The sequence below is a fragment of the Christensenella sp. KGMB01412 genome (genome assembly GCF_055522415.1).
This window is the reverse complement of the sequence record NZ_JBVFVW010000012.1, coordinates 20,849-47,447: the sequence shown is the minus strand read 5'-3', so window position 1 is coordinate 47,447 and position 26,599 is coordinate 20,849. Positions and strand designations below refer to the sequence as shown.

The following is a 26,599-nucleotide window of genomic DNA, read 5'->3' as shown; positions in this document are numbered from 1 at the left end:
AAAACCATACCAATAAATAAGCCCGGCACGATATTGCTGCCGGGCTTTTTTGATATCCACCTTCTTTTATACAAACGGATAAATCAGCTTTTGTATTTCTTCCTGCCGCATATTTTCCTTTGTCACAAATGCAAAACCCGTATCGATCTCTTTTGCAACCGCGTTCCCTTTCGCGAGGTCTACGGCTGCCTTGATCCCCATATATCCCATGTTAAACGGCATCTGCACTGCAACGCCCTTTACAGCGCCTTTTTCCATGCCCTCGTTAAGTGCGTTTGAGCTGTCGATGGCAAAGAACGCAACCGTATCATATTTTCCGCTTTCCAGAAGCGCTTTGTTCACGCCCTCCGCAGATATCTGGTTTGTTGCAAAGATCCCTTTGAGATCCGGATTTTCTTCCAGCACCTGCAGCGTTGTCGTGTATGCCAGTTCGACGCTGTCTCCTATATCGTATTTCCCAATCACCTGCACGCCTTCGCGTCCAAGCGCGTCCTCAAAGCCGGCGATACGTTCTATGGACGTGGAGGTCATCATCTGGTGAGAGATAATCGCCACCTTTCCCTCATTTCCAATATATTGGGACATTTGCCTTCCCACGCTGCCCGCCGCAACATAATTGTCCGTCCCCACAAAACAATCTTCAATATTTTCCGACAGGCCGGAATCCACCATGACAAGCTTTATCCCCCGGTCCATCGCCTCTTTTGCATAGGGAAGCAGCTTATCCTGATCCACAGCCGCGAGCAGGATAACATCCGGCTTCTGCTCGATCGCTTCTTCAAGCTGCCTGATCTGCGCCTGCGCGTCCGACTCGGAAAGCGGCGCGTCGTCCCCTGCATTCGGGCCGGTTACCTTAAGGTTTACGCCAAATTCCTTTGCGCCTTCCTCCGCCCCCTGCTTTACGAGATTCCAGAACTCAAAGCCTTTTTGCGTTGATTTGCTGACAAACACTGCCGTTATGCTTTCCTTGCTTTCCTCCGATTTCACCCAGAAAACGCCGAGCATCACGAAAACCGCCGCAACAATGACCGCTATAATACTGTAATAGGTTTTCTTGCTCATCTCTGCTCCTTTATGGGTAACGTCACGGTTACGCGCGTCCCGCGTTTGAATTCGCTCTGTATTTGCACGCCGTAATGGTCTCCATAATACAGGCTGATCCGTTCGCGGATATTATTAAGCCCCACTCCTCCGTGGCGAACGCGCCTTTTTTCACTGCTCTTAAAGCTGTTTTTCAGTTCAAACGGGCGCATTCCACGGCCATTGTCCGTAATCTCGAATACCAGCTCCCCATCCCTGATCATACCGTTTACGCTGATTTTTCCGCCGCCCGGATTGTTTTTGATCCCATGGTAAATCGCATTTTCAACAATGGGCTGCAGCAGGAGCTTTGGCATATAAAGCTTCAGCACATCCTTTTGCATTGTGATCTCAAAATCAAGGTTTTCATACCGCATTTTCTGGATTACGAGATAGCTCCTGACGTGCTCGATCTCCTCTTCAACAGTAATGATTTCCTCTCCTGACGAAAGCACGATGCGGAAATAATTTGCGAGCGCCATGGTGATTTCCTTTACCTTTTCGTTGCCTGCATCCTCTGCAATCCATATGATCGAATCCAGCGTGTTATACAAAAAGTGCGGGTTAATTTGCGATTGAAGCGCTTTCAGCTCGCTTGAACGTATTTTTTCCTGATCTTCCATGATCTGCTCCAAAAGCTGCTTGACTGTGTTGGTCATAGAGCTTAGGGAGGTCCCCAGTTTTTCCACCTCAATCGTCCCGTGGATATTGAAGTTCGCGTCAAGGTTTCCCTGCTCTACCTCGTTCACGGCAAGCCCCAGTTTATCGAGCGGCTTTGTAATCACCTTGGCAAGCTGTACAGAGCCAATAAACGCAAGCAGCACCATCAGGAGCGCAAGGATCACATAAATCAAATTCATTTCGTTCGCGGTCGCCACCAGCTCGTCCTGAAAGGTAACGCCCACAATGGAAAAATCCGTCCCCGGCACATTGCTGATCGTATACATTTTGTTTTCTTCAGGAAGGTCTATGGTGGATGACGAATGCTTCAATACCGCGTCTACATTCTCGCTTTTCAGCCCGGAATATATGAGCTGCAACTGCGGATGGTAGACCATGTTCCCGTTGCTGTCAACAATGAAAACATAGCCTTTTGATCCAAGGTTGATATCGCTCAGTATGGAGTCGATGACCGCATAATTAAGCTCCAGAAGCAGCGTCCCCACAACCTCATTATTCTCGTCTACAATCCGGCGCGACAGGGAAATAACCCACGGGTTATTTGTTTTTGTCATGACGCGTACGCTTGTCCCGGTGATCTCACACTCGCCGCTCGTATCGTCCTGCACCTTTTTGAACCACTCGTCCTGCGTTATGTCGTAATCCGTTTTCATTGCAAGGCCATCCTGCACATAGATTGGAATGTTATCTTTGCCGAAGATAAACACAGAAACAATTCCGTCTCCAATCTTTGGGATGTCCTTCAAAAAACGCTCGTAGCTCCTTCTTGCAAGCAGCTTTTGCGTGTCGTTGTAGAATTTATCCTCCTGCAGGGTATCGATGATATCCGTATTCGCATTAATGATCCCCGTGATATCCTTTGCATTGGTGATATACCGTCCGATGTTTTTTCCAACCTGGGAAAGTACCACGGTTGTATCCGCGATTGTCCTTTCCCTCATGTTTTGATAGGAATAGTAATAAGAGATCGCGCTCATTGCAATCAAAATCGCAACCATGAATAAAGAAAAATACATTATGATCAGCGTCGATATTTTTTTGGGCATGGGCGCTCTTTTCACTGCATCCTCCTTTAACACTGCTCCTTATATTGCTTGGGCGACGTTCCCATGATCTTCTTGAATACGGAACTGAAATAGGTCTGGTGTGTAAAACCAACCTCCATAGCAACCTCGTAAACCTTGCTTTCCGGCTGCGTCAGGAGCTGTGCGGCTTTTTCCACGCGAAACTCGTTGAGGTAATCTACAAATGTTTTTCCGGTACTCTTTTTCAGCGTCATACTGATGTATCCTGAACTCAGGAACAGGTCCTCGCTGCACTTTTTGAGATTCAGGCTGCTTTCCCCATAATTCTTCTCAATATAATTTTTGATTTTCAAAAATAGTTGCCCTGTCCTTGATTTCATGGACGAGACATAGTCAATCGTCTCCGCATACAGCTTTTTGAGCCATATCTCCGCTTCATCCATCGTATTGAAGGTTTCCAGCAGCCGTACAGGATCAAACGATACCACCTGGTGGTCGCTCTGGGCCTGCATCCTGCTGTTTACAGATTCAATCGTATTGGATATTTTGAGTAGCAGCCGCAGCAGCATGCTTTTACACTTTGCAACATCCGGCGTTACCTCTTTTACCCGCCTGAAAAACTCGCTGATTTGTTCATTTGTCTGCTGGACACTCGTATCGTTTGCGAACATTGCAGCCAGAATTTCACGTTCAATCTGCTCGGGATAAGAAAATTCGGACTCCCGGTGCGTTATAATGTCCTCATAAAAAATAACATTCTGGTCTGTAAGGACAAACGTACATGTAAGTGCCTGCCGCGCCTGCTCTGCCATACGCGGAAGCTCCTTTAATTCGCCGGCAGCTGAAATCGCAAAATCTACGGGGATTTCAATAAAACCAAGTATATTCTCGTATATCTCTGTCAGGATATGCTCCAGCTTGTGTCTCTGGTTGCCGCATATAACCATTGCGAGCTCGTTTTTATAGGTCTCGAAAGCAAAGCCGTTTCCCGCGCTCTGCAAAAGCTCGCCCGCGATATTTAAAATCGCAAATTCCGCCAGCTGGTCGTCCGTTTCCTCGCTCCACATTTTGCAATCCGCCAGATAATCCTTCATGATCACAAAATAAACGTCCTTGTCCTCAAGGCCGGTATATTCGCAAAAGGAAGGAATCTCCTGCTGCGAGCGGGCCTCCTGCTTCAAAACAGAGTTGAGGATCGCCGCGGCTTTTGCGTCGTTTGCCTTCTCCGGTTCTTTTTTCTCTCGTTCCTCTTCGATTCTGTCAAGCTGGGCGCGTACCACGCCTGCAACCATTTCCTTTGTGATCGGTTTTAAAATATAATCGTCCACACCGCTCCGCAGGGCGCTGCGCGCATATTCAAAATCATCAAAGCCCGTAATGATCACGATTTTAATATTCGGGTATTGCTTCTTTACAATGCTTGCAAATTCCAGTCCGTCCATTCGCGGCATACAAATATCGAGCAAAATAATATCAGGGACGTTTTCCAGCACCTGCTCCATTGCCTCGATGCCGTTTTCCGCCTCCGCTACCATTTCAATATCCAGCTCGTTCCAGTTTACACTTTTCGTGATGCCGCGCCGCACCAGCGGCTCGTCGTCCACAATTAATATTCTATACATATCCAACCCTTGCTTTGTTGCTGCGTTATCATTTTAAAAAAACCTGCGCTCACACTTCCAACGCGTCATTCTTCGTCCTGCTCCCCTAAATTGTCCAGCGCAAACTCACAGCACTGTACCACAAGCTTGTTAAAGGAAATATCCTTTTCCTTTGCCAGCTGCTCCAGCCTGCCGATCAGCTCGTCGGGCATCCGTATTGTTTTATTGGAAGATGTCGGTTTTTTGACTTCAAAAGCTTTCATATGGTTCTACCTGTTCCCCTTCATCTGTTATAAATAGTGTAAGCGAATATCGCACTATAAAATACAAGTAAAATTTAATTGCTATTTTACTTGCAATCAAAAAAAGCCTGCCGGACGCCGGGCAAAAGCGTCAAAGCAGGCTTTACAGAATGTGAAACGATTCTTATTCGATTGACTTCATTGATTCCACCATATCGATCTTTTTGAGCTTGAAATGCAGTACAAAATTTACGATAAGCGCAAACGCCATGGTGAGCAGACCGGAATACAAAAATGCCGTAAAGGGTATTTCCGGCGCAAACATCACAATATCCACCTCCGCAGTCGAAATTACAAATTTCTCCAGGAATATCCCGCCCACAAGGCCGGCAAGCATCCCAATCACCGCTGATATTGTGTTTTCACGATAGATATAGGCCGAAACCTCCTTATCGTAAAAACCAAGCACCTTGATGGTTGCAAGCTCGCGAAGCCGTTCTGTTACATTGATGTTCACAAGGTTATACATCACGATAAACGCGAGCGCTCCCGCAGACACGATCAGCACGAGCACAATACTGCCAAGGCTGTCTACAATATCCCCAAACTGGGACACCGTACTTTCCGCAAGGGAAACCCCCTGTACCTCGTCATTTTGCAGGATTTCTTCCGAAAGGGCGCTGATATCCGCACCCTCCTGCGCGTTCAGCACAAAGCTATTGACAGGCGCGGCCTTACCAAATACCTGGCTGTAATAGCCTGGCGTCATGTATACATAATTCATCGTGTAGTTTTCCGTAATGCCTTCAATCAGTACGTCCGCCTGATTCCCGTCCGCATCCTCGAGCGTAAAGGTATCGCCCACTTTGAGGCTGAGCAGCTTTGCCAGCTTTTCATTGATGATCGTCCCGCTGTCCGAAAGACGCAAGGGCGTATGCCCTTCCCGCGTACGCAGCACAATATAATCGCCTATCTTATCAGGCTGCTGCGGCACAAACGTACTTACGCTCGCCTTTTTTCCCGCTGCCTCCGCGTCCATCCCCTGATAGGAAATCATCAGGTCGTCCCTTACCCCGGGCATATCCGTAAGCCGCTGCTCAACCTTTGCGATTCCATCGTCCGTAATTTCACTGTCAAGCGCGCCCATTGCGTCGTAAACAAAAATCTCGTCGAACTGCTTCGTAACGATTACGCCAATCGAATATTGCAGCCCAAATCCGGTCAGCATCAGCGCAGTACACCCTGCGATGCCGATTATTGTCATGAGCACGCGTTTTTTATACCGGAACAGGTTCCTGATCGTCACCTTGGTCGTAAAATTAAGCTTCTGCCAAAGCGCCGTCCACTTTTCAAGCAATACCCGCTTTCCGGAAGGCGGGGCCTTGGGCCGCATCAGCTGGGCAGGATGCTCCCGCAGCTCTTTATATCCCGCGGCCCATGCGGATAAGCCTGTGCACGCAACCGCAACCGCCGTACAGATCAAAGCATAATCGAGACGGAACGGCGTGATCGGCGCGGGCATAAAATAACGCAGCTGATATGCGTTGATAATCACCGCCGGCATGAGCGTAAACCCAACGCACAGGCCGATTATACTGCCAATTACGCTTGCGAGGATCGCATACCACAAATATTTCGCCATAATTGCGCGGCTGCTGTAGCCAAGAGCCTTGAGCGTTCCGATCTGGGTGCGCTGCTCCTCCACCATGCGCGTCATTGTCGTCAGGCACACAAGCGCTGCTACAAGGATAAAGAATACAGGGAACACCTGCGAAATCGATTCCACCTTTTCCGCGTCCTCCTGATAGCTGGAATACCCCGGATTGTTATCCCTGTCCCACACATACCAAACCGGCTGCTTTACATCCGCAAGCTTTTGCTCTGCATCTGCGATCTGCTCCTTTGCATCCGCGATTTTTTCATCAGATTCTTTTTTACCGTTCTCATAATCGATTCGCGCCTGTGCCAGCTTCGCGTCCGCGTCGTCCAGCTCTTCCTGAGCATCTGCAAGGGCCTGCGCGCCTGATTTTTTCTGATTGTCAAGCTCCGCCTGACCGGAATCCACCTGATTTTGCGCGTCGTCAAGCTGTGCGCGTGATGCGTCAAGCTTTTGTTTTGCTTCGTCCAGCCGGCCCTGTGCCGCTCCAAGCTGCGCATAACCGTCATCGATTCCCTGCTGAAGCTGTTCAAGTCCGGCCTTTGCAGGCGCAAGCTGCTCTTCCATCCCATCGAGCGCAGCATGAACGCCGGTTACCACCGCGTCAAGCTGCGTTCCAAGCGCCACCTTTTGCGCGGCCTGCGATGGATCCGAAGGATCAAGCTGTATATATTGCTGCAGCATATCCTTCACGCTCACCCCCTGCGGCAATGTGCCCTCAGGTAATAGCACGTCAAGCGCCGAAGAAGCGTTGATAACAGCCGCAACCTCAGCAGGAAGATAGGAAAGGTCTGGTACAAACGTATTCGCAAAGGAATCCCTTACACTTTTTACGCCGTTTGCAAGCGTACGCCCCTGGGTGATCTGCTGTTCTCCGTCCGCAATCTGCTGCCGCAGGCTTCCCGCCTGCGCCTCAAGTTCTTCAAGCTTTTGCACTGCATCCGGTTTTTGCGCTTCAAATTCGGCAAGTCCCGCCTGATACTCCGCGAGACCCGCCGCATATTCCTTTTCCCCATCTGCAATCTGGCTGCGGGAATCCTCTATTTTCTGTTGGGCTGCGGCAATCTGGTCGTTATACTCCTGCCGCTTTTGTTCCAGCGTTTTCCTGCCGCTGTCCAGCTGCTGCTGCGCGTCATCTATTTTTTGCTGTGCATCCGCAAGCTCTGTCTGCTGCTTTTGCTCCCCATCCGCAAGCTCGGCTTTCGCATCGTCAATCTGCTGCTGCGCGTCGCTTTTGATTTCGTCGTAACGCAGCTCCTCACGCGAATCAGCCACCGTTTCAAACTGTTTGACAGCGGCTGCTACCGCGTCCTTATAAGGCTGCTCGAAGGGCGAAAGCCCTGCGGTGGAATCAAGCGTCAGGTACACGTCCGTATACACGTCAAGATTGAAATCCTCCGCCGGAATAAACATAAACGTATCGATTTCCCCATCGCCGATCTGTGTTTTTCCACGATCAAACGAAATAAAGGAAGACGACTCCACAATCCCAACGATCGTGAATTTATCTACCTTTAGCGTATCGGATATGTCATCGTCCTTTTTTCCGGGGAGCAGGGAAATCTGGTTGCCAATCTCAAATTCCTTTGGCGAATGGATATTCTTCTCCACCACGCATTCGCCCGGGTTTTCGGGCATGCGCCCCTCCTTTAAAACAGGGCGGTTGATGTCGTTATTCGTATCCCTTTGGGCTTTGGTGTCATAAGAAAGCACCTTAACAATCGTATCGGCGCGCGAACCGGTATCTACAAAAGCGTCCACCGAATAGGCAGGCATAATTCCGCGAATCCCCGCCTCCGCCTCGATGGCTTTCAGGTCGTTTTCATTAAACCCATAAGTGGAAGCTAGGTGCATATCCGCAAGGTTTGTATCCTCATAGTAATGCTCCATGGTAAGCTTCATATCAGGGCAGCTTACCTTGACTCCCACAAAAAAAGCAACGCCCAACGCAACGATTCCTAATATCGAAAAAAAACGGTTGCGGCTTTTCCATATTTCTCGCAGCGTTTCCTTAACCAAGTTGGATTTCATACGCCTACCACTCTATCTCCTCTACCGGTACCGGATGCTCGTTGAGCTTCACGCTCTCCACCTTGCTGTTTTTCATCGTGATAATCCTGTCTGCCATTGGAGTGATTGCATGGTTATGCGTAATCACTATAACCGTCATATGCTTTTGCCTGCAGGTATCCTGAAGCAGCTTCAAAATCGTTTTTCCCGTTTCCGAATCGAGTGCGCCCGTCGGCTCGTCGCATAATAGCAATTTTGGGTTTTTTGCGAGCGCACGGGCAATGGAAACGCGCTGCTGTTCCCCGCCGGAAAGCTGCGCCGGGAAATTATCGAGCCGTTCCCCCAGCCCCACTTCGCGCAGCACTGTTTCCGCGTCGCGCGGCTCCCTGCAAATTTGTGTGGCAAGCTCTACGTTTTCTTTTGCCGTCAGGTTTTGCACCAGATTATAAAACTGGAACACAAATCCAATGTCGTAGCGCCTGTACTCGATCAACTGCTTTGACGAATAACTGCTGACAAGCTGCCCGTCCACAATGATAGAGCCCTCGTCGCAGTGATCCATGCCGCCGAGGATATTGAGCACCGTTGTTTTTCCCGCGCCCGACGATCCGACAATCACCGCGAATTCGCCTTTTTCTATTTCGAAGGAAACCCCATTGGACGCGGCTATCGTGACCTCGCCCATCCGGTATCTTTTGTATACGTCTTTTACCTGAACAAAACTGTCCATCTGTATCCTGCCGCCCTTTCAAACCCGCGTTTTTACAGCGATATTATTATATCATAATAGCCCAAAAGTATGAATTGAATTTGAATACCTCATAAAATCCGGTCTCTGAATATATTAATGGACTTATTTTCCATACAGAAACGCATTTACAAAATTTCTTTCCCATGATATAATTCATTGCAGATCAAATTTTGGGGCATTAGCGCAGCTGGTAGCGCACCACAATGGCATTGTGGGGGTCAGGAGTTCGAATCTCCTATGCTCCACCACACATGAAATGCGAAAATCCACCTAGCCGAAGGCGACAGTGGATTTTTTGCAGTTCAGCGGTTCTTTTGTGAGACAAAAAGAACTTCTCACCAGCATTTGTTTGCATAAATCATTGCATACACATTATAGGTAAAATGACGATGGTACATAATTGATACGACAGTCGCATCGTCTGTTTCTGCTAATTTGCGAAAAACTACTGCCGGTACCCTTTCATTTGAGTTGACATATCTTTTGTTAACGAAATATTTACGCAAGCTCTCTTGACAAAACAGGCAATCCGCAATATAATAGTCCAAAATAACAACCATTTTATTTTTGTACCAACAGGAGGCGCGTATGGACCGCAAAGGCTTAAAAGAGCTAGAGATAAAAATGATGGAGAAATGGAATTCTGTCAACAGATTGTTTGAAGAGTATGCGAAATTAGTAGGCCTAACACCCATGAGTCTTGCCGTACTGGAGGTTATTTATGAAAATCAAGAGGATTGCACGCAAAAGTTGATTTGCGAACAATGCCAGTTTAACAAGCAAAGCGTGAATATGATCGTGAAATCGTTTTGGGAGCAGGGCTATGTGGAGCTTGTGGAAATCAAATCCGACCGCAGGAACAAACAGGTGAAGCTACGCAAAGAAGGAAAAAAATATGCGAAAGGCATTGTAGAGCCTTTACAGCAGATTGGCCAAAGAGCATTGGAGCGGTTGACATTAGAGCAGAATGAAGTGTTGCTTATGTTTCTTGCTATTTATGAAGAATGCTGTCAAAACGGTATTGCGGAGCTGAAAGGACGTGAGGGTGATTGAATGAGGGAACCTGGGTGCTTTGTCCCATTTGCGAAAGCAAGACCAGAATCAAAGCCCGATATGATACGGTGCTGGAACGATTTCCGCTGTTTTGTCCAAAATGCAGGAGAAGCGTTCTGATCAATCTGAAAAATTTAAAAACGACAGTGATACAAGAGCCGGACGCATAGACGCAGAGCCAATAAAAATTGTGAAAACATTTTATTGGCTCTTTATTTTATAATCGAATGGAGGGATCGCTTTGATCAAAATATTAAAAAATCTTACAACAAAGGAATGGGGCTTTATCGGACTGAGTGCCATTCTCATCTTCTTTCAGGTGTGGCTGGATTTGACGTTGCCTGAATTCATGGGAAAAATCACAGAGCTTGTGCAAACGCCCGGCAGCCAAATGAACGAAATTTTAGCCGCTGGCGGCAGTATGCTGTTCATTACTGTGGGGAGCGCCGCGGTGTCCATCGCCATCGCGTGGTTTGCCGCAAGGATCGCGTCCAATCTTTCGGCAAGGTTGCGCGCCAATCTGTTTCAGAAGATCCAGTCGTTTACCATGGAGGAGGTCAATCGCTTTACGGTTCCAAGCCTCATTACAAGAACGACCAACGATATTACGCAGATACAAAATTTCGTTGTTATCGGTCTGCAAATACTCATCAAAACACCCATTCTCATGATATGGGCGATCATAAAAATAGTAAACAAAAGCTGGCAGTGGTCGCTTTCGGCGGGCGTTGCGGTGGGCGCGCTGGTGTTCTTATCCGCCGTGCTTATAGCGCTGGTTATACCGAAATTCAAGACGCTGCAGCAGCAAACGGACGATATCAATCGCGTATCAAGGGAACATCTCACTGGTATTCGCGTGGTGCGCGCCTATAACGCGGAGAGCTATCAAGAAGAAAAGTTTGAGAAGAAAAACGCTACGCTCACGCGCACGAATATGTTTGCCAACCGCGCTATGGCGGTTATGATGCCGGGAGTCGAGCTGATCATGAATGGCTTGACGCTGTCGGTATATTGGATCGGCGCGGCGCTGATAGCGGCGGCAGCGGTCACAGAACGCCTCATACTGTTTTCAGATATGATGGTATTCTCCTCCTATGCGGTGCAACTGCTGATGGCGTTTATGATGTTGGTGGTGGTGCTCACACTGCTTCCCCGCGCGAGTGTTTCGGCAAACAGGATTAACGAGGCGCTGGATACGGAGCCTGTGATCCGCGACGGATACCTGATCGAGCCCGAAAATGGCATGAGCGGCGAGGTCGAATTTAAGGATGTCAACTTCAAATACCCCGATGCGGAGGATTATGCGCTGGAAAACCTGAATTTCAAAGCAAAAAATGGGGAAACGGTCGCGTTTATCGGCTCAACGGGCTGCGGAAAGAGTACGGTCGTTAATCTGATTCCGCGGTTTTACGATGTCACAAGCGGCGAGGTTTTGGTAGACGGCGTCAATGTCAAGGACTATACGCAATCGGCGCTGCGCAACAAAATCGGGTATGTATCACAGAAAGCGATACTGTTTCAGGGCAGTGTTTCCTCTAATGTGGCTTTTGGCTCCAACGGAGCAAACGATGTTTCTGAGGAAATGGTGGTTTCGGCGGTCGCGACCGCACAAAGCACAGATTTTGTGGAAAGTATGGAGAACGCTTATGAAAGCTACATTGCGCCGGGCGGCACGAACCTTTCTGGCGGACAAAAGCAGCGGCTGTCGATCGCACGGGCGATTGCAAGGGAACCGGAAATCCTGATTTTTGACGACAGTTTTTCCGCACTCGATTATAAAACAGATCGGCGGTTGCGGAGTGATTTGAAAAAACGCGCAAAGGGCGCCACGGTGCTGATCGTCGCGCAGCGTATCGGAACGATCAAGGATGCCGACAAAATCATCGTTTTAGAGAACGGTAAAATCGCCGGAATGGGTGTACACCGCGAGCTGATGAAAACCTGCGAGATATATAAGGAAATAGCCTATTCCCAGCTTTCAAAGGAGGAACTTGAGAATGAGTAAAGAAAAAATCCGTAATGACAGTGCGGATAAAATGGACGCTATGGCTGACCTTGGAACAGAGGCAGGTGGAACCATTAAAAAAGCCAAGGACACGAAAAACACATGGAAACAGCTTTTCACCTATTCCAAAAAGTATGTGGCGGGGTTTATAATCGCCGTCATAACGGCGGTTGCGGGCACGGTGCTTGCGCTCATAGGTCCAAACAGGCTGTCGGAAATAACAAACATGATAACGGCGGGCATGTCTGCTACGGTAGACATTAGCGGGATCGTACAAATAGCTGTATTCCTAGCCTCACTGTACTTGCTGAGCGCGGCCTTTTCCATCATTCAGGGATGGATAATGGCCACCATCACGCAGAAAATATCCAAAAGTCTGCGGACTGATATAGAGAAAAAGATCAATCGCCTGCCCATGTGGTTTTACAATAAAAATACCACGGGGGATATCCTCTCGCGCATCACAAACGATGTGGACACGCTGGGGCAAAACCTCAACACCAGCCTTACAACGCTAGTGGCGGCTGTCACCATGCTGGGCGGTTCGCTGATCATGATGTTTATAACAAACTGGATAATGGCGCTGACCGCAGTGGGCTCTGTACTCATAGGCTTTGTGATCATGATGGTGATCATGAAAAAATCCCAAAAGCATTTTGACGGACAGCAGAAATATCTGGGGAAAATCAACGGTCATGTGGAGGAAACCTTTGCGGGGCATACGGTCGTAAAAGCGTACAATGGCGAACGGCAGACGCAAGAGGCCTTTCAGGGGCTCAACAAAAAGCTGAAGAAAAACACCTATATGGCGCAGTTTTTATCCGGGCTGATGATGCCTATCATGATCTTTGTAGACAACATAGGCTATGTGGCGGTGAGCGTCGTAGGCGCGGTACTAGCGCTTTCCGGCGCGATCCCTTTTGGGGTAATCGTAGCATTTCTGGTGTATGTGCGCCTGTTTACACAGCCCATCACGCAAATTGCCCAGTTGTCGCAGGGGCTGCAAATGGCGACAGCCGCAGGAGAACGCGTATTTGAGTTTTTGAACGCGGAGGAGATGGAGAGCGAAGAGCACAAAAAAGATGCGCCCCCCGAGGCCACGGGAGCGGTGGAATTTAAGAATGTGAGATTCGGCTATGAGGGTTCGGACAAAATAATAATAAAAAACTTTTCCGCCAAGGTAGAGGCCGGGCAGAAAATAGCCATCGTCGGCCCGACGGGCGCGGGAAAAACAACGCTTGTCAACCTGCTGATGCGCTTTAACGAAATCAATGGCGGGGAAATACTGATTGACGGCGTTCCCATAAGCCGAATGACCAGGGAGCAGGTGCACTCCACTTTCTGCATGGTATTGCAAGATACATGGCTTTTTGAAGGGACGATACGCGAAAACATCGTTTACAACAAACAGAACGTGACGGATGATATGATAAAAAAAGCCTGCAAGGCGGTTGGCCTGCACCACTTTGTGCGCACGCTTCCCAAGGGATATGATACGGTTTTGGATGACAAGGTCAATCTTTCGGCAGGACAGCGGCAGCAAATCACGATTGCGCGGGCGATGATCGACGACGCGCCTATGCTGATTTTGGATGAAGCGACAAGCTCGATAGACACCAGAACAGAGCAGTTGATCCAGCAGGCAATGGATCAGCTCATGCAGGGGCGCACCTCGTTTGTGATCGCGCACAGGCTCTCCACGATCAAGAACGCGGACGTGATATTGGTTTTGAAGGACGGAGACGTTATAGAAAGCGGAAACCACGAGACGCTGATGCAGAAGGGAGGTTTTTACGCCGAGCTTTACAACAGCCAGTTTGAGGCTGCGTAAGAATAAGGCGCGGGGCTGCTCGTAACAAATGGGCAGCCCGGCATCTTTTTCGATCACATTAGCATATAAAATTATAGTACAAAATCAAGATTGAATTTAGCACGAAACATAAAAAAATGAGGCGGCGGTATCAAAAGGTACCGCCGCCCGCTTTATCACGCCCCCTTTCGTTTGAGTTGTTGCTTCTCCTTCCATTTCGCAAATTCCTTTTCCCTTTTTAGCTTTCAAAATAGGCTTGTATCTCTGGAAGGATGCAGCGCGCCAACGAGTTAATTACATGCTGTGGTACTTCTGTTTCGCGCTTCTTTTCGGGCATTCATTCCTCCGTATTTGGTTTGAGATAACATCAATGTGAGCCTCTTTATCAAAACCATCCAAGATTTCGTGCCAGCATTTCGAGAATGACCAGTGCCGATGATAGCGTCAAATATATCCACATCCCAATATTCTTAAGTGTTTGCCAGTAGCGCTCGTTCGCCCTATGAGCTTCCGTCATATCATCTTTTACCTTTTTCACATATTCAACTGTCGCTTTCTCATATCTTGCTGCCGTCAGCTTACAGATGTTTTTAGAACAACATAACGGTTCGGATTTGAAAGAGTCCGTTCCACCATACACATGAAAAGAGGCTTATTTAAGCTTCTTTTTTGTTTGCCATATTTGATCCATCTGTCTTTTTAGTTCATCGGTAAAATTACCCAATGAAATATTCATTGTAATAATAAGGTTATTTGCAAATAAAAAAGAGCCTCATATGAGACTCTTATGCTTATGAAAATTTTATTTTGCTTCCTGAAGCTGCGCAACGGCATCAAGCGCCTTTTTCAGGTTTGCCTTGATTACTTCTACTTCACGCTCCAAAAACCAATATACGATTAACACCGACCTGATCCAGTTTGCTTTCAATGAGATCAAGTCTCATATTCTGCTCCTGAAACCGTAAATCCATTTCATCGTACAGCGTGTCAAAACGCTTATCTATTTGCTCAAAACGCTTATCTACTTGTTCAAACCTATTGTCCATCTTCTGATTAAGACCGACAATAGCTTCCATAATATCGTTTAAGGTTGCTTCGTTTGCCATCCGTAATTATCTCCCGTCAGATTTTACATGCTATTATTATAACACATTATTGGATGATGCAATATACAAATTATCGGAACATTTTTTCTGCGCGATTAGTCATAATTATTGGCGGTAATAAAACGCTTGATTTACTGGCGGTAATAAATTATAATTGAATTGTTGGCAAAGAGAGGAGGTGAATATGCCCAACAAAAAACGAGGGCGTCCTTTTTCAGAAAACCCCAGAAATTTCCGTGTAGATATTCGTTTGACAAAAGATGAATTGAAAATTCTTGATGATTACTGCAAACGAAAAGGCGTGAAACGTCCGCAGGGTTTGCGTGACGGTATCAAAGCTCTCAATGAAAAATAAAAGGAAGCGGTGCGCATGTTGGCAAACGTACTACACCACTTCCCCAGCCGGCACATGCCAAAAGGCATATACAGCGTAAATATTATAACATGCGCTGGCAAACCTTTCAAGCAATGCCGGAACGGCAATCACTGTGAAAGAGGTATAACCATGTTAAATAAAGAGGTGTTGGAGTGTTTGGAGCAGAACATAGAAGGAGCCCAGAAGATTGCATATTATATGAACGAGGGCGAGGGATTGTCGGTTCAGGAGCTCATGCTGGACATTAAGGTCGACCACTTCCAGGGCTATGAATTTCTTCTCGCCATTATGCTGCTTGTGACAGACGATTCTGCCATCGAACGCACAAGAAACAGACTATTTATACGCTGGTTCCGAAAGGAATTGGAGGCCAAGGGCGCGGCGCAAACCGTAGAGAGGATTGCTAACATTTTAAGTGAGGAAAACCTGTATTTTGAAACAAAAAGGAAGCGGCTGATTGAATTGGATAAGCAAAATAAGTTATAAGAAACAGAATCGCCACAGGCGGTCTTTTAGAATTTATCCCGCCAGAAAAACGGAAAAGCACAAGCCCTTCCTTGCAATGTGTAAAGGATTTTCGTTTCTTCCGGGTTGCGGGGCAAACGGGCAGGCTTCATATTTGCAGGTATGGTATAATATGTTTGGAGGTATGATACATGGATAAAAAATATCAGACTGCGCCTTGTGGGTTGGATTGCTTTAACTGCAGCTGGTTTGAAGAAAACGTAACGGACGAATTCAAACGCAGCGAGGCCACCCGGCTTGGAATACCGCCCGACGAGGTTGGGTGCAGGGGCTGCAGGGGCGAGCAGGGAAAATGCTATTGGGCGCAGGGTGATTGTGCAACGTGGGCGTGCGTGGAAAAAAAGGGCGTTACTTATTGTTTCGAGTGCGGCGAATTCCCATGCGGCTTATTGGCCCCTTCCGCAAAAGGGGTAAGCTATCCCCACAATATGAAAGTATATAACCTTTGCAGAATGAAACTCAACGGTATGGATGCGTGGATTGAAGAATCCGCCGGTATTCGCAAACGCTACTACGAGGGTGATTTTGTAGTGGGGCAAGGCCCTGTCCCTACGGATAAATAATCAGGCCAAATCCATTCGGCATGAAAATGAGAATTTGCCTTGCTGCCAGAATAAACTTAATTTGTCAGGAATAACAAAAGCGCGGTTCCGCCATAACGGTAATCGCGCTCTTTTATTGAAGCCTCTTTTTTATGCCGCATCCCTTGCAAACTGGCTGTTGTAAATGTCCGCATAGGTTCCGCCCTGCGCCAGTAATTCCTTGTGTGTCCCTGTCTCCACGATGTCCCCGCTGTCCATTACCAGAATGCGGTCTGCATCATAGATGGTGGAAAGCCTGTGTGCGACCACAAAGCTTGTGCGGCCTTTCAGCAACCGGCGCATTGCCTGCTGGATGATGAGCTCTGTGCGGCTGTCCACATTGGACGTCGCTTCGTCGAGAACCAGTATTTCCGGATCGGATACAAACGCCCGTGCAATGGTGATAAGCTGCCGCTGCCCCTGCGAGATGTTTCCCGCGTCTTCACTGAGCACCGTTTGATAACCGTCCGGCAGCTTTCGGATAAACTCATCCGCATAGGCTGCTTTAGCCGCTGCATAAATCTGCTCGTCAGTAGCATTTTCGTTGCCATACTTAATGTTATCATAAATCGTCCCGGAAAAAAGCCACGCATCCTGTAGCACCATTCCTATATGCGACCGCAACTCGGCAGCCGCCATATTACGGACGTCTGTCCCGTCAATGCGCAGGCTTCCGTCCTGTATTTCATAAAACCGCTCAAGCAAATTGATGAGCGTCGTCTTTCCTGCGCCGGTATGCCCTACGATAGCCACCATTTGGCCTTCCTTCACATGCAGATTGAAACCGTTCATCAATGGCGTATCGCCATAGCCAAAGCACACGTTTTCAAACGCAACCTTGCTATCCTCTTTTTTATCCGGGAGCATGGTTTCTTTCTCGGCGGTCTCTTCCGCGTCCAGCACATCGAATACGCGTTCCGCCGAGGCAATCATGGAAAGCAGGTTGTTCCATATCTGCGTAAACTGCATCAACGGATTGGAAAACTGTGATGAATACTGCAAAAACGCCTGCATATTACCGATAAGAATCGAACCGGATACTACATTCACACAGCCTATCGCGGCAATTAACACATAAGCGATGTTTTGTATGAGCAGCATACCTGGCATGGATGCGCCGCCTACAAAGCGCGCTTTCCACCCTGTCTGATACATTTTTGCATTGACCTCGTCAAAATCAGCAAGCGCCGCCTGCTCGCCGTTAAAGCTCTTAACCACAGAAAAACCCTGATATGTTTCTTCGATCCTGCCATTGAGCTTGCCAAGCGAACCAAAATATTCCTTGTTGTATTTGCTTGCTTTTGGCGTGATAAGCTTCATTACAAGCAGGCTGGCAGGAACCATCGCACACGCCACAAGCGTAAGCAGCGGGCTGATGGAAAGCATCATCCACAGCACGCCGACAATCAACACCACATTGGAAATCAGGCTAGTAAGGCTTTGCTGTAAATTGGTGACGATGTTATCCACATCGTTGGCCGCTACGCTCATTAGCTCGCCGTTTTGATGTTTATCAAAATATGCGACAGGTACACGGTTCATTTTCGCTTTGAGCTCCCCACGCAAAACACGGGTTGTTTTTTGCGATACCACCGTCATGAGGCGTTGCTGCAAAAAGGAAGTAACGAATACGCCTGCATACAATAGCCCCACAAACAGCAGGATCGTTCCCAGCGCGGAAAAATCAATGCCAGTTCCCTGCTTGATTCCTTCGAAAATAACTGTGGTGGCGTTACCCAGCATCTTCGGGTTAATAACCTGCATTACCGTTCCGGCAATGGCAACCGCCACGCTGAGCACGATAAGAAAACCGGATTTTTTCATGTAGCCGAGCAACCGCCTGATCGTGCCCCATACATTTTTTGGTTTGGGAGCTGCCATTGCCCCCATTTTATTTGGATTCATTACGCCATGATTGTTCATGCCCATATTAAGCCGCCTCCTTATACGTTTGCGAATCGACGACCTGCTGGTACACCGGATTATCCGCCATCAGCTCCTCATGCGTTCCAAGCCCTGCCAGCGCGCCTCCGTCCAGTACGGCGATCTGGTCCGCGTTTTGCACGGTACATACGCGCTGTGCAACGATTACCGTTACGGCATTCTTCACTTTTTCTTTCATGGAAAGGCGTACTGCCGCGTCTGTTTTGAAGTCCAGCGCTGAAAACGAATCGTCGAAAACATACACGTCCGCGTCCTTTAGCAGTGCGCGCGCAATACACAGCCGCTGCTTCTGACCGCCTGAAAAGTTCCCGCCCGCTTTTTCCACTGTGCTGTCAAGCCCTTTATCCATTGCACGTACAAACTCTGTGGCCTGCGCCATATCAAGTGCCTTCCATATTTCCCCATCCGTCGCATCCGGCTTTCCCACCAGCATATTGGAGCGGATCGTTCCAAAAAACAGCGTAGAGGTCTGCGGCACAAAGCTGACCTTATCATGCAGCGTCTTTTGCGAAAGCTCCCTCACATCTGCACCGTTCAGGCGCACATGTCCTTTTTCTACATCGTACATGCGGGAAATGAGGCTTACAAGCGAAGATTTTCCATCGCCGGTCGAGCCGATAAGCGCAAGTGTCTGCCCGCCATGAACCGTAAAGCTGATTCCTGACAATGTTTTTTGTTCAGAACCCAAATAGCGAAAATCGACATCGTCAAAGGTGAGTGAAATATTCCGATCAGCGGTGTTGCATTCCGTATCCGGATCGTTGATGGTAATGGGCATATCCAGAACCTCATTAATCCGTTTTGCGGACGTCTGCCCCCGCGGGATGGACAGGATAACCTGCGTCAGCATGGCAAAACCCGTCAAAATTTGGGCTCCATAACTGATTGCGCCGATGATAGAACCGACCTCCATCGTTCCCTGCGAAGCTCCCTGCCCGCCGATCCACACAATAAAAAGTGTGGCAAAGCTGATCAGCATGGTAAGAATTGGGATAAAAAAGCCCATAATCGTTCCTGCTTTGATGGACGCATCTGCATATTCTTTGTTTACGGCCTCATATTTTTTCATTTCATATTTTTCTTTGCTGAATGCCCGAATCACCTTCACACCTGTAAGCCCTTCTTTAAAGTACAGGTTTAATTTATCCAGAAGGCTTTGCATTTTGGCATAAAGCGGGCTGGCAAACCGGTAAATAACAAAATACGCAATCAATAAAATCGGAATAGCGGCAATAAAAACAGTTGCCATCGCAGGGGAAAGCAGCCATGTCATCACAATTCCGCCGACGAGTTGGATGGGGGCAAGCAGTAAAAATTTGAGTCCCATTTCCACCAGCGTCTGCACCTGTGTTACGTCGTTTGTGTTGCGCGTGATAAGCGACGAAGCTCCCAGCTTATCAAATTCACACCTTGAGAATTTCAGCGCTTTGCGGTAAACGTCCGAACGCAGCTCTTCGCCAAGCTTGTAGGATATCTGGGAAAAGAGCAGGGTATTAAAAAGAGCTCCCCCGAGGCTTATAATTGACAGGACGACCATAAACGTACCTTTTGACCAGATTAACCCGGTATCCCCCGATGCAACGCCATTGTTAACGATTTCTGCGGTGACATACGGCAGATACAGCGAACACCCGATCTGAACAAACAAAAACAGGATCGCCCCCAACGTTTTTAAGGGGGGAAGCCGTTTGATTATTTTCCACATAAAATTACCTTCTTTCCTGAATTTTGGCCGCAAAAAAGACAACGCCACGACTTTTCATTTACGTCCTGCGAAAATCATAGAAATAGCGTTGTCTTTTTCAGCAGCTTACAAATTTGTTCTGTTACTTATGCTCAGGCGCATCCGGTGCTTCAGGCGGCGTACCACGCCCGTCTGCACGCCCATCAGGCGCGAGGCCACCGAAACCGCGCCCCCGCATAAAACCTGCGCGCGGATCGAATCCATGCGGCGCATGTCCGCCGTGCATTGTCGAGAACAACCGCTCAAACATTTCGTCGCCCATGCGCTCGCGTGCGCCCTGCATCCACCATGTGCGTTCGTCATCGTTTTCTTCATCCGCAAAGCCTTCTTCCAAGGATGCGATAACTCGGTCGAGATATCCTCCAAACGTGCTTTGCTCTTCGGCGCTCAGGCAGGAAAAGATATCGCCCGGCGTCCATTCCCTCTGTTGCTCCGATCTCCCTTTTTCTGTCAGCTTCACAAGCATCACACGTTTATCGGCCTCGGACGGTTCGCGCGTAACGTAACCCGCCTTTTCCAATTTTGCCAGCAGCTCGTTGAGGGACGACACGCGAATCCCCAGCAAATAGGACAAATCCTTTGTGGAAATCCCATCCTGCATTTTCAGGATCGCAAGGATCCGCCCCTGCCCGCGTGTAGGATCTGCCATTGGGCCTCCCTGTGCATAGCCTCGCATCTGATGTTTATGCAGTAGCCATTGAAGCCTGGAAATCTTCTCATATAGTTCTGTATTTATTGTATTCATTTTATAATCCTCCTGTTTTTCAATCAGATGCCGCAACTATTAACGGTACCTGTTGTTTTATTATAACGGTACCTGTCAAACTTGTCAACCTATTTTTTTACAGGTACCGTAAATAATTTTTATAATCAGATAAACCAGTGCAGATAATGGCGGAGTTATGCCTGCAACCAATACAATCCCGGTTGAAAAATTTTTTTGTTTTTTATAAAATTATAAAACAGGTTATTATAATATCGGAGGAAACAATATGATTGGACTGATCGACGGAGGCGGTGGAATGCGCGGTGTATACACTGCCGGTATTTATGACCGCCTTTTGGATGAGAAAGCAAAAATCGATTATGGCATCGGCATATCTGCGGGAGCTGCAAATATGATCACCTGCCTCGCGGGCCAGCATGGGCGTACGCTTACCTTTTTTGCTGAGTACACATTCCGAAGAGAATATATGAGCCTTTCAAACTGGTTAAAAAAAGGTTCCTACCTGAACCTTGATTATATCTATTCCACTCTCACCAACCGCGGCGGCGAAAACCCGCTGGATTATGAAGCGTTCGCAAAAACCTCCTGCCCTTTTTATATCGTTGCGACAGATTCGCAAACAGGCAATTCAGTCTATTTTACCCGTGACGATATTGCACAGGATAGCTATGATATCCTCAAAGCATCCTGCGCCGTGCCCCTTGCGTGCAGGCCGTATCCGGTCAATGGCAGGTTGTATTTCGACGGTGGGGTTTCCGATCCGCTCCCCTACCGCAAAGCATTTGAGGATGGCTGTGATAAAATCATCGTACTGATCACACATCCGCCGGATTATATCAAGCCCAAACAAAAGCATATGGGGCTTCTGTCGCGAACGTTGAAAAAATATCCTGAAATCGTACGCAGGCTCGCGCACCGCCATGAAACATACAACCGTGAGATTGCGGAAATCAAGGAGCTTGAGCGTCAGGGGAAGGCCCTTTTGATTGGCCCGTCAGACTGCTGTGGCGTCAGTACGTTTACCAAAGATAAGGACGCGTTTTTGCGCTTGTACGACAAAGGCTACCACGACGGCGAAAAAGCCGCTGCATTTATGAGATAAACTATAGAATCAAAAAGTCTCCCCGGCCATCAGGGGACTTTTTATTCTGCCCCTGCAACAAAGGCAAGAAGGCTGTCCCATAAAGTTTTCCCTGCCGTTTCAACGCCTTTTTTTCATTTCTGTCAAATAATGTTTCCACAGATATATTAAAACAGTACCAATGTGGTATTGTTTGCTGTTTTTTTCTTTTTTTTATGCTAAAATATAGTAGTTCTTGTTTTTCAACATATTTGTGGAGCACTCATACAAAGGAAATAAGTAAGAATGGTTTGGAATATTTCTGCGGAATGTATTTCCGCAATTATCTTATGTATCATCTGGATTTATTCCAGAAAAGGGAATCCTCTTCCCACCTTGAAAAACCAGTTTTTTCAGGTTTGTTTTTTAGTAACCTTTTTTGCGATCACTTCAAATATTGCTTCCACCGTGATGTTGTATTATTATCAGGAGATTCCGCTTGCCCTCATATGGATTGTCACGACATTTTATTTTGTAACGACGCCGCTTATGGGCGTCTTCTATTTTTTCTATGTAACTTCCATTGTATTTGAAAACGATAAGGCGCTCAATAAGGTTCTCATTATTGCTTCTGTTCCGGCGGCGGCTTACCTCGTTTTTGTGCTGATAAATCCTGCAACGAAACTCCTTTTTGACATCGATCCGTCAACTGGTTATATGCGCGGCAGCCTCATTTCCCTCACCTATATCATATTTTATATCTACTGTTTTGCCTGCCTGTTCCTTGTGCTTTTCAAGGGCCAGCTCCTGGATCGATCCATACGCCGCATTTTGATTTCATTTCCCGTAATTGCAGCAATCGTAATCGTAATCCAGCAATTTGTTCCGGAATATATTCTATCCGGTTCCGCCGCTACCTGCGCTTTGTTGATTATCTATTTGTACCTGCAAAATAAACAAATTTCGATTGACCACCTGACGGGCCTGCCCAACCGCCACGAGTTTTTAAAAATGCTGGAGCTAAAGCTTGAGCATCACAAAAATGATTCGTTTGCGATCATTGTCCTGTCGTTGAAAAACTTTAAACTGATCAACGATAAATTTGGGCAACAAAACGGCGACCGCTTCCTTCAGTCTGTCTCCACCTATCTGGCTTCAATACTCGGTGGTCACCAGCTTTACCGCTTCAGCGGGGACGAATTCGCCATTCTGCTCGGGCACTCGGACGAGACGATTATCCGTCCTGTTTTTGAGCGCCTCCAGCATAGAATGACATTGCCATGGAAAACCGCTACCTGCAGCTGCATCCTTTTTTATGCGCTTGCAGTTGTGCATTATCCAAGCAGCGCCGACAGCGTGGAAGGGCTGATCGATGGGATTGAAACCACCGTCGCGCAGGCAAAGCAAAAGCCGGAGCATTACTCCTATTGCACGCCGCAAATGCTCGAGCAGGCAAAACGAAAACTACGCATCATTGAAATTTTGCGCGAACGCCTCGCAACCAACAGCTTTGAAGTATACTATCAGCCTATTTTATCCATAGCGGACTGCAAATTTCACAGGGCTGAAGCTTTATTGCGGCTAAACGATACGCCCATTGGCCCGATTTATCCATCCGAGTTTATTCCGCTTGCGGAGGATACCGGATTGATTATCGATATCACCTACCAGGTTCTGGACAAGGTATGCAAATATATTGTAGAATTGATTGCAGACGGTATCGATATTTTGTCTGTCAGCGTTAATTTCTCTTCCATGCAGTTTACACAGGAAGATATTTCCAAACGCGTTTTTGAAATTATTGAGTCAAACGGAATCCCCTGCTCCAAGGTCAAAATCGAAATTACGGAGAGCGTGTTAATTGAAAACCTCGATACTGTCAGGAACTTTATCAACGTGCTCCACGCCAGAGGGGTACGCTTTGCGCTTGACGATTTTGGTACCGGCTATTCCAATATTTCTACTGTTCTCGGGTTTCCAATTAACACGGTCAAGCTTGATAAAAGCCTTGTGTGGTCGTCTACCCACAATCCGCGTTCCGCAGTTGTGGTACGCCATATGACGGCTGCATTCAGGCAGCTTGGTATCAATATCCTTGCAGAGGGCGTTGAAACCGAAGAACAGCAGCATTTTGTTGAAAATTGCGGCTGTGATATGATCCAGGGCTTCCTGTATTCAAAACCTGTTCCACCACAGGATGCAAAGTTGTATCTGGGCAAAGAGCTGTGCGATACTCCATTTACCATCGGGCATAGCGAAAAATAACCGGTTTTGCGTGCGCTGCTCCCCAAATGAGCGCAGGCACGACAAAAACAGGAAAGACAGGTCTTATGGCAAAACCAAAAAAGCTCCTCATGGTTTCAATCGTCATTATTTTGATCATCGCGGTTATCGCGATCTCTTTGATGCTGTTTTATGCCAATACCGTAAGAAGCGTGCTCGATGATGAGATCACCTCAAATTTGAAGGAAATCACTTTGCAGGAATCAGAAATCATTGAAACCCAGGTAAACGGCGACCTTTACACGCTTGAATCTGTCGCAACCGTATTGCAGAGCAATGATTTCAGCGGGCTTGATACGGAATCCACTATGAAACTGCTGGATAAAATCCGCGACCAGAATGGATTTAAGCGTATGGGGCTTATCGATCCTGACGGCAATGCCGTTACAACCGACGGTCTTTCCTATGATTTTTCGGAGAGAAAATATTTTCGCAAGGCTTTGGCCGGTATTCCAAATATTTCCGATACCTTTACGGATATAGTGGACGGGAACAGTATTAATGTTTACGCCGTGCCGATCTATTCCGGACGCAATGTGGTATCCGTACTGTTTGCAACGCACGCCACAGACGTGTTCGAAAATAAAATTTCCGTCTCTACCTTTGAAGGCAACGGATATGCCTATGTTGTGGAAAAGAACGGCGACAAAATCGCAAGGTCCCACCATGAAAACAGTGTGGAATTTGAAAATTTCTTCGAGCTGGACGGAAACCTGCTTGTCAGTATAGACGGCAATTCATTTGAAACCATGCACGCCGATATGCAAAAAGGAGAAAGCGGCGTAACACAATACAAAAAAGCAGGCATATTATATTACATGAGCTACGCGCCCATCAATGTAAACGACTGGTATATCCTCTCTGTTGTACCTGCTTCCGTGGTTTCGGAAAAGAGCTCCTTCCTGATTGCCTTTACCGGCTGGATCTCAGGTATCATCGTTTTTACCGTGGTAATTTTGCTTGTATATATCGCGATTTCCCAAAGCAACGCCAAAAAAAGGCTCGAGCGTATTGCGTTTGTAGACGAGCTTACCGGAGCGTCAAGCTGGGTGAAATTCCGCAGCGATTGTAATGATATACTTAAGGATCATGCCAATGAAAAATATGCTTTTATCAACTTTGATATTAATAAATTCAAGATATTCAACCAGCTTTACGGTTACCGGAACGGCAATCTGCTGATTCGGCATATTTCCGCCGTGCTTAAAAATGACATGAGGGAGCACGAGCTTTACTGCAGGGCTGGTTCGGATGAATTTAATGTACTCATCACTTATTCTGATGAAAATGAGATTTCAGGCCGCATATCCGGCTGGAACAACCGTATCAGGAGTTTTCCTTTTATCCGGAAAAAGAATTATAACCTGCTGCTCTCTTATGGAGTTTACATCGTTCCCAAAAACGATTATTCTGTCACGCGCATGAGCGATTGGAGCAAGACTGCCAAAAACAGCGTCAAAAGTAACGCGCACAATTATTATGCTTTTTACGACGACAGCATGAACCAAAAGATGCTGCATGAAAAGCAACTCGAAAACGATATGGACGCTGCGCTCCAAAACAACGAATTTGTGGTTTATTACCAGCCTAAGTTTGATTTGGATAGCGAGAAACCTGTCGCTGCCGAAGCTCTTGTGCGCTGGATATCTCCGGATAAGGGCTTTATGAATCCAGGAGAGTTTATCCCTGTATTTGAGAAAAACGGTTTTATCGTAAAAATAGATTTTTACGTTTTCGAGCAGGTGTGCCGGATGTTGCGGGACTGGCTTGACCATGCGATGCCTGTGGTTCCGATATCCGTGAATTTTTCCCGCCTTCATATTTATAATGACGATTTTGTGAAACAACTGCTTGACATTACCGAAAAGTACGGGCTTTCCCCGGGCCTGCTGGAAATAGAGCTTACGGAGAGCGCGCTGATTGACAACGACGATCTGATCTTAACGCGTATGAATGAGCTGCGGGACGCGGGCTTTTCAATCTCCATCGACGATTTCGGCACAGGTTATTCCTCGCTTAACCTGCTGCGTACCCTGCCCGTAGACGTGATCAAGCTCGACAAGCGTTTCTTTACCCACGAGGATGATAACGACCGCGAAACCACTATTATCTCGAGCATTATCGCGATGTCTGAAAAGCTTGGAATTACGGTGGTTGCAGAAGGCGTTGAGCTGCGCGCCCAGGCAGACTTTTTAAGGAATATCGGCTATCGCATTATTGTACAGGGTTTCCTGTATGCTAAGCCCATGCCGGAAGACGCGTTTGAGGAGCTGCTCCGTAAGAACATGGAGCAATAACTGCATACCGCGCCTGAAAAATGATGATACAAAAAAAGGGC

The 26,599-nt window shown here is 47.4% G+C and carries 21 protein-coding genes and 1 tRNA gene; 11 read left to right on the top strand and 11 right to left on the bottom strand.

Annotation, left to right across the window (positions count from 1 at the left end):
- Positions 1-66: 66 nt before the first annotated feature.
- From ACS5WU_RS13085 to ACS5WU_RS13060, 6 genes are all read right to left on the bottom strand, one after another.
- Entirely contained in the window at positions 67-1,062 is a 996-nt protein-coding gene (locus ACS5WU_RS13085) for a substrate-binding domain-containing protein (RefSeq protein WP_059109282.1), read from the bottom strand.
- Positions 1,059-2,822, bottom strand: coding sequence for a cache domain-containing sensor histidine kinase (locus tag ACS5WU_RS13080; RefSeq protein WP_046444521.1), 1,764 nt, complete (start codon positions 2,820-2,822; stop codon positions 1,059-1,061). Before ACS5WU_RS13080 ends, ACS5WU_RS13085 begins: the two co-directional genes overlap by 4 nt.
- Before the next feature lie 11 nt (positions 2,823-2,833).
- Entirely contained in the window at positions 2,834-4,408 is a 1,575-nt protein-coding gene (locus tag ACS5WU_RS13075; RefSeq protein WP_046444520.1) for a response regulator transcription factor, read from the bottom strand.
- Positions 4,409-4,473: 65 nt separating this feature from the next.
- A complete protein-coding gene (locus ACS5WU_RS13070; RefSeq protein ID WP_165903532.1) occupies positions 4,474-4,650 on the bottom strand; it encodes a YlcI/YnfO family protein in 177 nt (58 codons plus the stop codon).
- A 163-nt stretch (positions 4,651-4,813) separates the two neighbouring features.
- Positions 4,814-8,317 carry an FtsX-like permease family protein gene (locus ACS5WU_RS13065; RefSeq protein WP_302761631.1) on the bottom strand — a complete coding sequence of 1,168 codons (3,504 nt, stop codon included), beginning with the start codon at positions 8,315-8,317 and terminating at the stop codon, positions 4,814-4,816.
- 4 nt (positions 8,318-8,321) lie between these two features.
- Positions 8,322-9,026, bottom strand: coding sequence for an ABC transporter ATP-binding protein (locus ACS5WU_RS13060; protein WP_046444518.1), 705 nt, complete (start codon positions 9,024-9,026; stop codon positions 8,322-8,324).
- A gap of 193 nt (positions 9,027-9,219) precedes the next feature.
- On the opposite strand from ACS5WU_RS13060, the gene ACS5WU_RS13055 reads away from it, so the two are divergent.
- From ACS5WU_RS13055 to ACS5WU_RS13035, 5 genes are all read left to right on the top strand, one after another.
- Positions 9,220-9,295 (top strand) — tRNA-Ala (locus tag ACS5WU_RS13055).
- A 340-nt stretch (positions 9,296-9,635) separates the two neighbouring features.
- On the top strand, positions 9,636-10,100 hold the full coding sequence (locus ACS5WU_RS13050; protein ID WP_059109284.1) for a MarR family winged helix-turn-helix transcriptional regulator: 465 nt from the start codon (positions 9,636-9,638) through the stop codon (positions 10,098-10,100).
- On the top strand, positions 10,097-10,270 hold the full coding sequence (locus ACS5WU_RS13045; RefSeq protein ID WP_302761627.1) for a cysteine-rich KTR domain-containing protein: 174 nt from the start codon (positions 10,097-10,099) through the stop codon (positions 10,268-10,270). Before ACS5WU_RS13050 ends, ACS5WU_RS13045 begins: the two co-directional genes overlap by 4 nt.
- 71 nt (positions 10,271-10,341) lie before the next feature.
- Positions 10,342-12,105, top strand: a complete 1,764-nt coding sequence (locus ACS5WU_RS13040; RefSeq protein ID WP_465089193.1) for an ABC transporter ATP-binding protein — start codon at positions 10,342-10,344, stop codon at positions 12,103-12,105.
- Positions 12,098-13,936: an ABC transporter ATP-binding protein gene (locus tag ACS5WU_RS13035; protein ID WP_082674849.1), complete on the top strand. Its 1,839-nt coding sequence runs from the start codon at positions 12,098-12,100 to the stop codon at positions 13,934-13,936. Before ACS5WU_RS13040 ends, ACS5WU_RS13035 begins: the two co-directional genes overlap by 8 nt.
- Before the next feature lie 96 nt (positions 13,937-14,032).
- Here ACS5WU_RS13035 and ACS5WU_RS13030 read toward each other — a convergent pair whose 3' ends face one another.
- On the bottom strand, positions 14,033-14,164 hold the full coding sequence (locus ACS5WU_RS13030; protein ID WP_465089192.1) for a hypothetical protein: 132 nt from the start codon (positions 14,162-14,164) through the stop codon (positions 14,033-14,035).
- Positions 14,165-14,787: 623 nt separating this feature from the next.
- Positions 14,788-15,021 carry a hypothetical protein gene (locus ACS5WU_RS13025; protein ID WP_302761751.1) on the bottom strand — a complete coding sequence of 78 codons (234 nt, stop codon included), beginning with the start codon at positions 15,019-15,021 and terminating at the stop codon, positions 14,788-14,790.
- Between the two features lie 184 nt (positions 15,022-15,205).
- Between ACS5WU_RS13025 and ACS5WU_RS13020 the strand changes: the two genes are divergently transcribed.
- From ACS5WU_RS13020 to ACS5WU_RS13010, 3 genes are all read left to right on the top strand, one after another.
- Positions 15,206-15,376 carry a hypothetical protein gene (locus tag ACS5WU_RS13020; RefSeq protein ID WP_165903529.1) on the top strand — a complete coding sequence of 57 codons (171 nt, stop codon included), beginning with the start codon at positions 15,206-15,208 and terminating at the stop codon, positions 15,374-15,376.
- Positions 15,377-15,526: 150 nt separating this feature from the next.
- Positions 15,527-15,883: a hypothetical protein gene (locus ACS5WU_RS13015; protein WP_302761749.1), complete on the top strand. Its 357-nt coding sequence runs from the start codon at positions 15,527-15,529 to the stop codon at positions 15,881-15,883.
- A gap of 170 nt (positions 15,884-16,053) precedes the next feature.
- On the top strand, positions 16,054-16,485 hold the full coding sequence (locus ACS5WU_RS13010) for a DUF3795 domain-containing protein (protein ID WP_046442458.1): 432 nt from the start codon (positions 16,054-16,056) through the stop codon (positions 16,483-16,485).
- A gap of 129 nt (positions 16,486-16,614) precedes the next feature.
- On the opposite strand, the gene ACS5WU_RS13005 is transcribed toward ACS5WU_RS13010, so the two are convergent.
- The 3 genes from ACS5WU_RS13005 to ACS5WU_RS12995 form a co-directional block, all read right to left on the bottom strand.
- Positions 16,615-18,432, bottom strand: coding sequence for an ABC transporter ATP-binding protein (locus ACS5WU_RS13005; RefSeq protein ID WP_302761747.1), 1,818 nt, complete (start codon positions 18,430-18,432; stop codon positions 16,615-16,617).
- Position 18,433: 1 nt separating this feature from the next.
- The gene (locus ACS5WU_RS13000; RefSeq protein ID WP_302761745.1) at positions 18,434-20,152 is read right to left on the bottom strand and encodes an ABC transporter ATP-binding protein; all 1,719 of its coding nucleotides are present in this window, start codon (positions 20,150-20,152) and stop codon (positions 18,434-18,436) included.
- A gap of 121 nt (positions 20,153-20,273) precedes the next feature.
- Positions 20,274-20,840 (bottom strand): MarR family winged helix-turn-helix transcriptional regulator, encoded by a 567-nt coding sequence (locus ACS5WU_RS12995; protein WP_302761743.1) that lies wholly within the window; start codon positions 20,838-20,840, stop codon positions 20,274-20,276.
- A 343-nt stretch (positions 20,841-21,183) separates the two neighbouring features.
- On the opposite strand from ACS5WU_RS12995, the gene ACS5WU_RS12990 reads away from it, so the two are divergent.
- From ACS5WU_RS12990 to ACS5WU_RS12980, 3 genes are all read left to right on the top strand, one after another.
- The gene (locus tag ACS5WU_RS12990; protein WP_320607387.1) at positions 21,184-22,020 is read left to right on the top strand and encodes a patatin-like phospholipase family protein; all 837 of its coding nucleotides are present in this window, start codon (positions 21,184-21,186) and stop codon (positions 22,018-22,020) included.
- A gap of 264 nt (positions 22,021-22,284) precedes the next feature.
- Positions 22,285-24,243, top strand: coding sequence for a putative bifunctional diguanylate cyclase/phosphodiesterase (locus ACS5WU_RS12985; protein ID WP_302760571.1), 1,959 nt, complete (start codon positions 22,285-22,287; stop codon positions 24,241-24,243).
- A gap of 65 nt (positions 24,244-24,308) precedes the next feature.
- Positions 24,309-26,558 carry a bifunctional diguanylate cyclase/phosphodiesterase gene (locus ACS5WU_RS12980; RefSeq protein ID WP_046442454.1) on the top strand — a complete coding sequence of 750 codons (2,250 nt, stop codon included), beginning with the start codon at positions 24,309-24,311 and terminating at the stop codon, positions 26,556-26,558.
- The last annotated feature ends 41 nt before the right edge of the window (positions 26,559-26,599 follow it).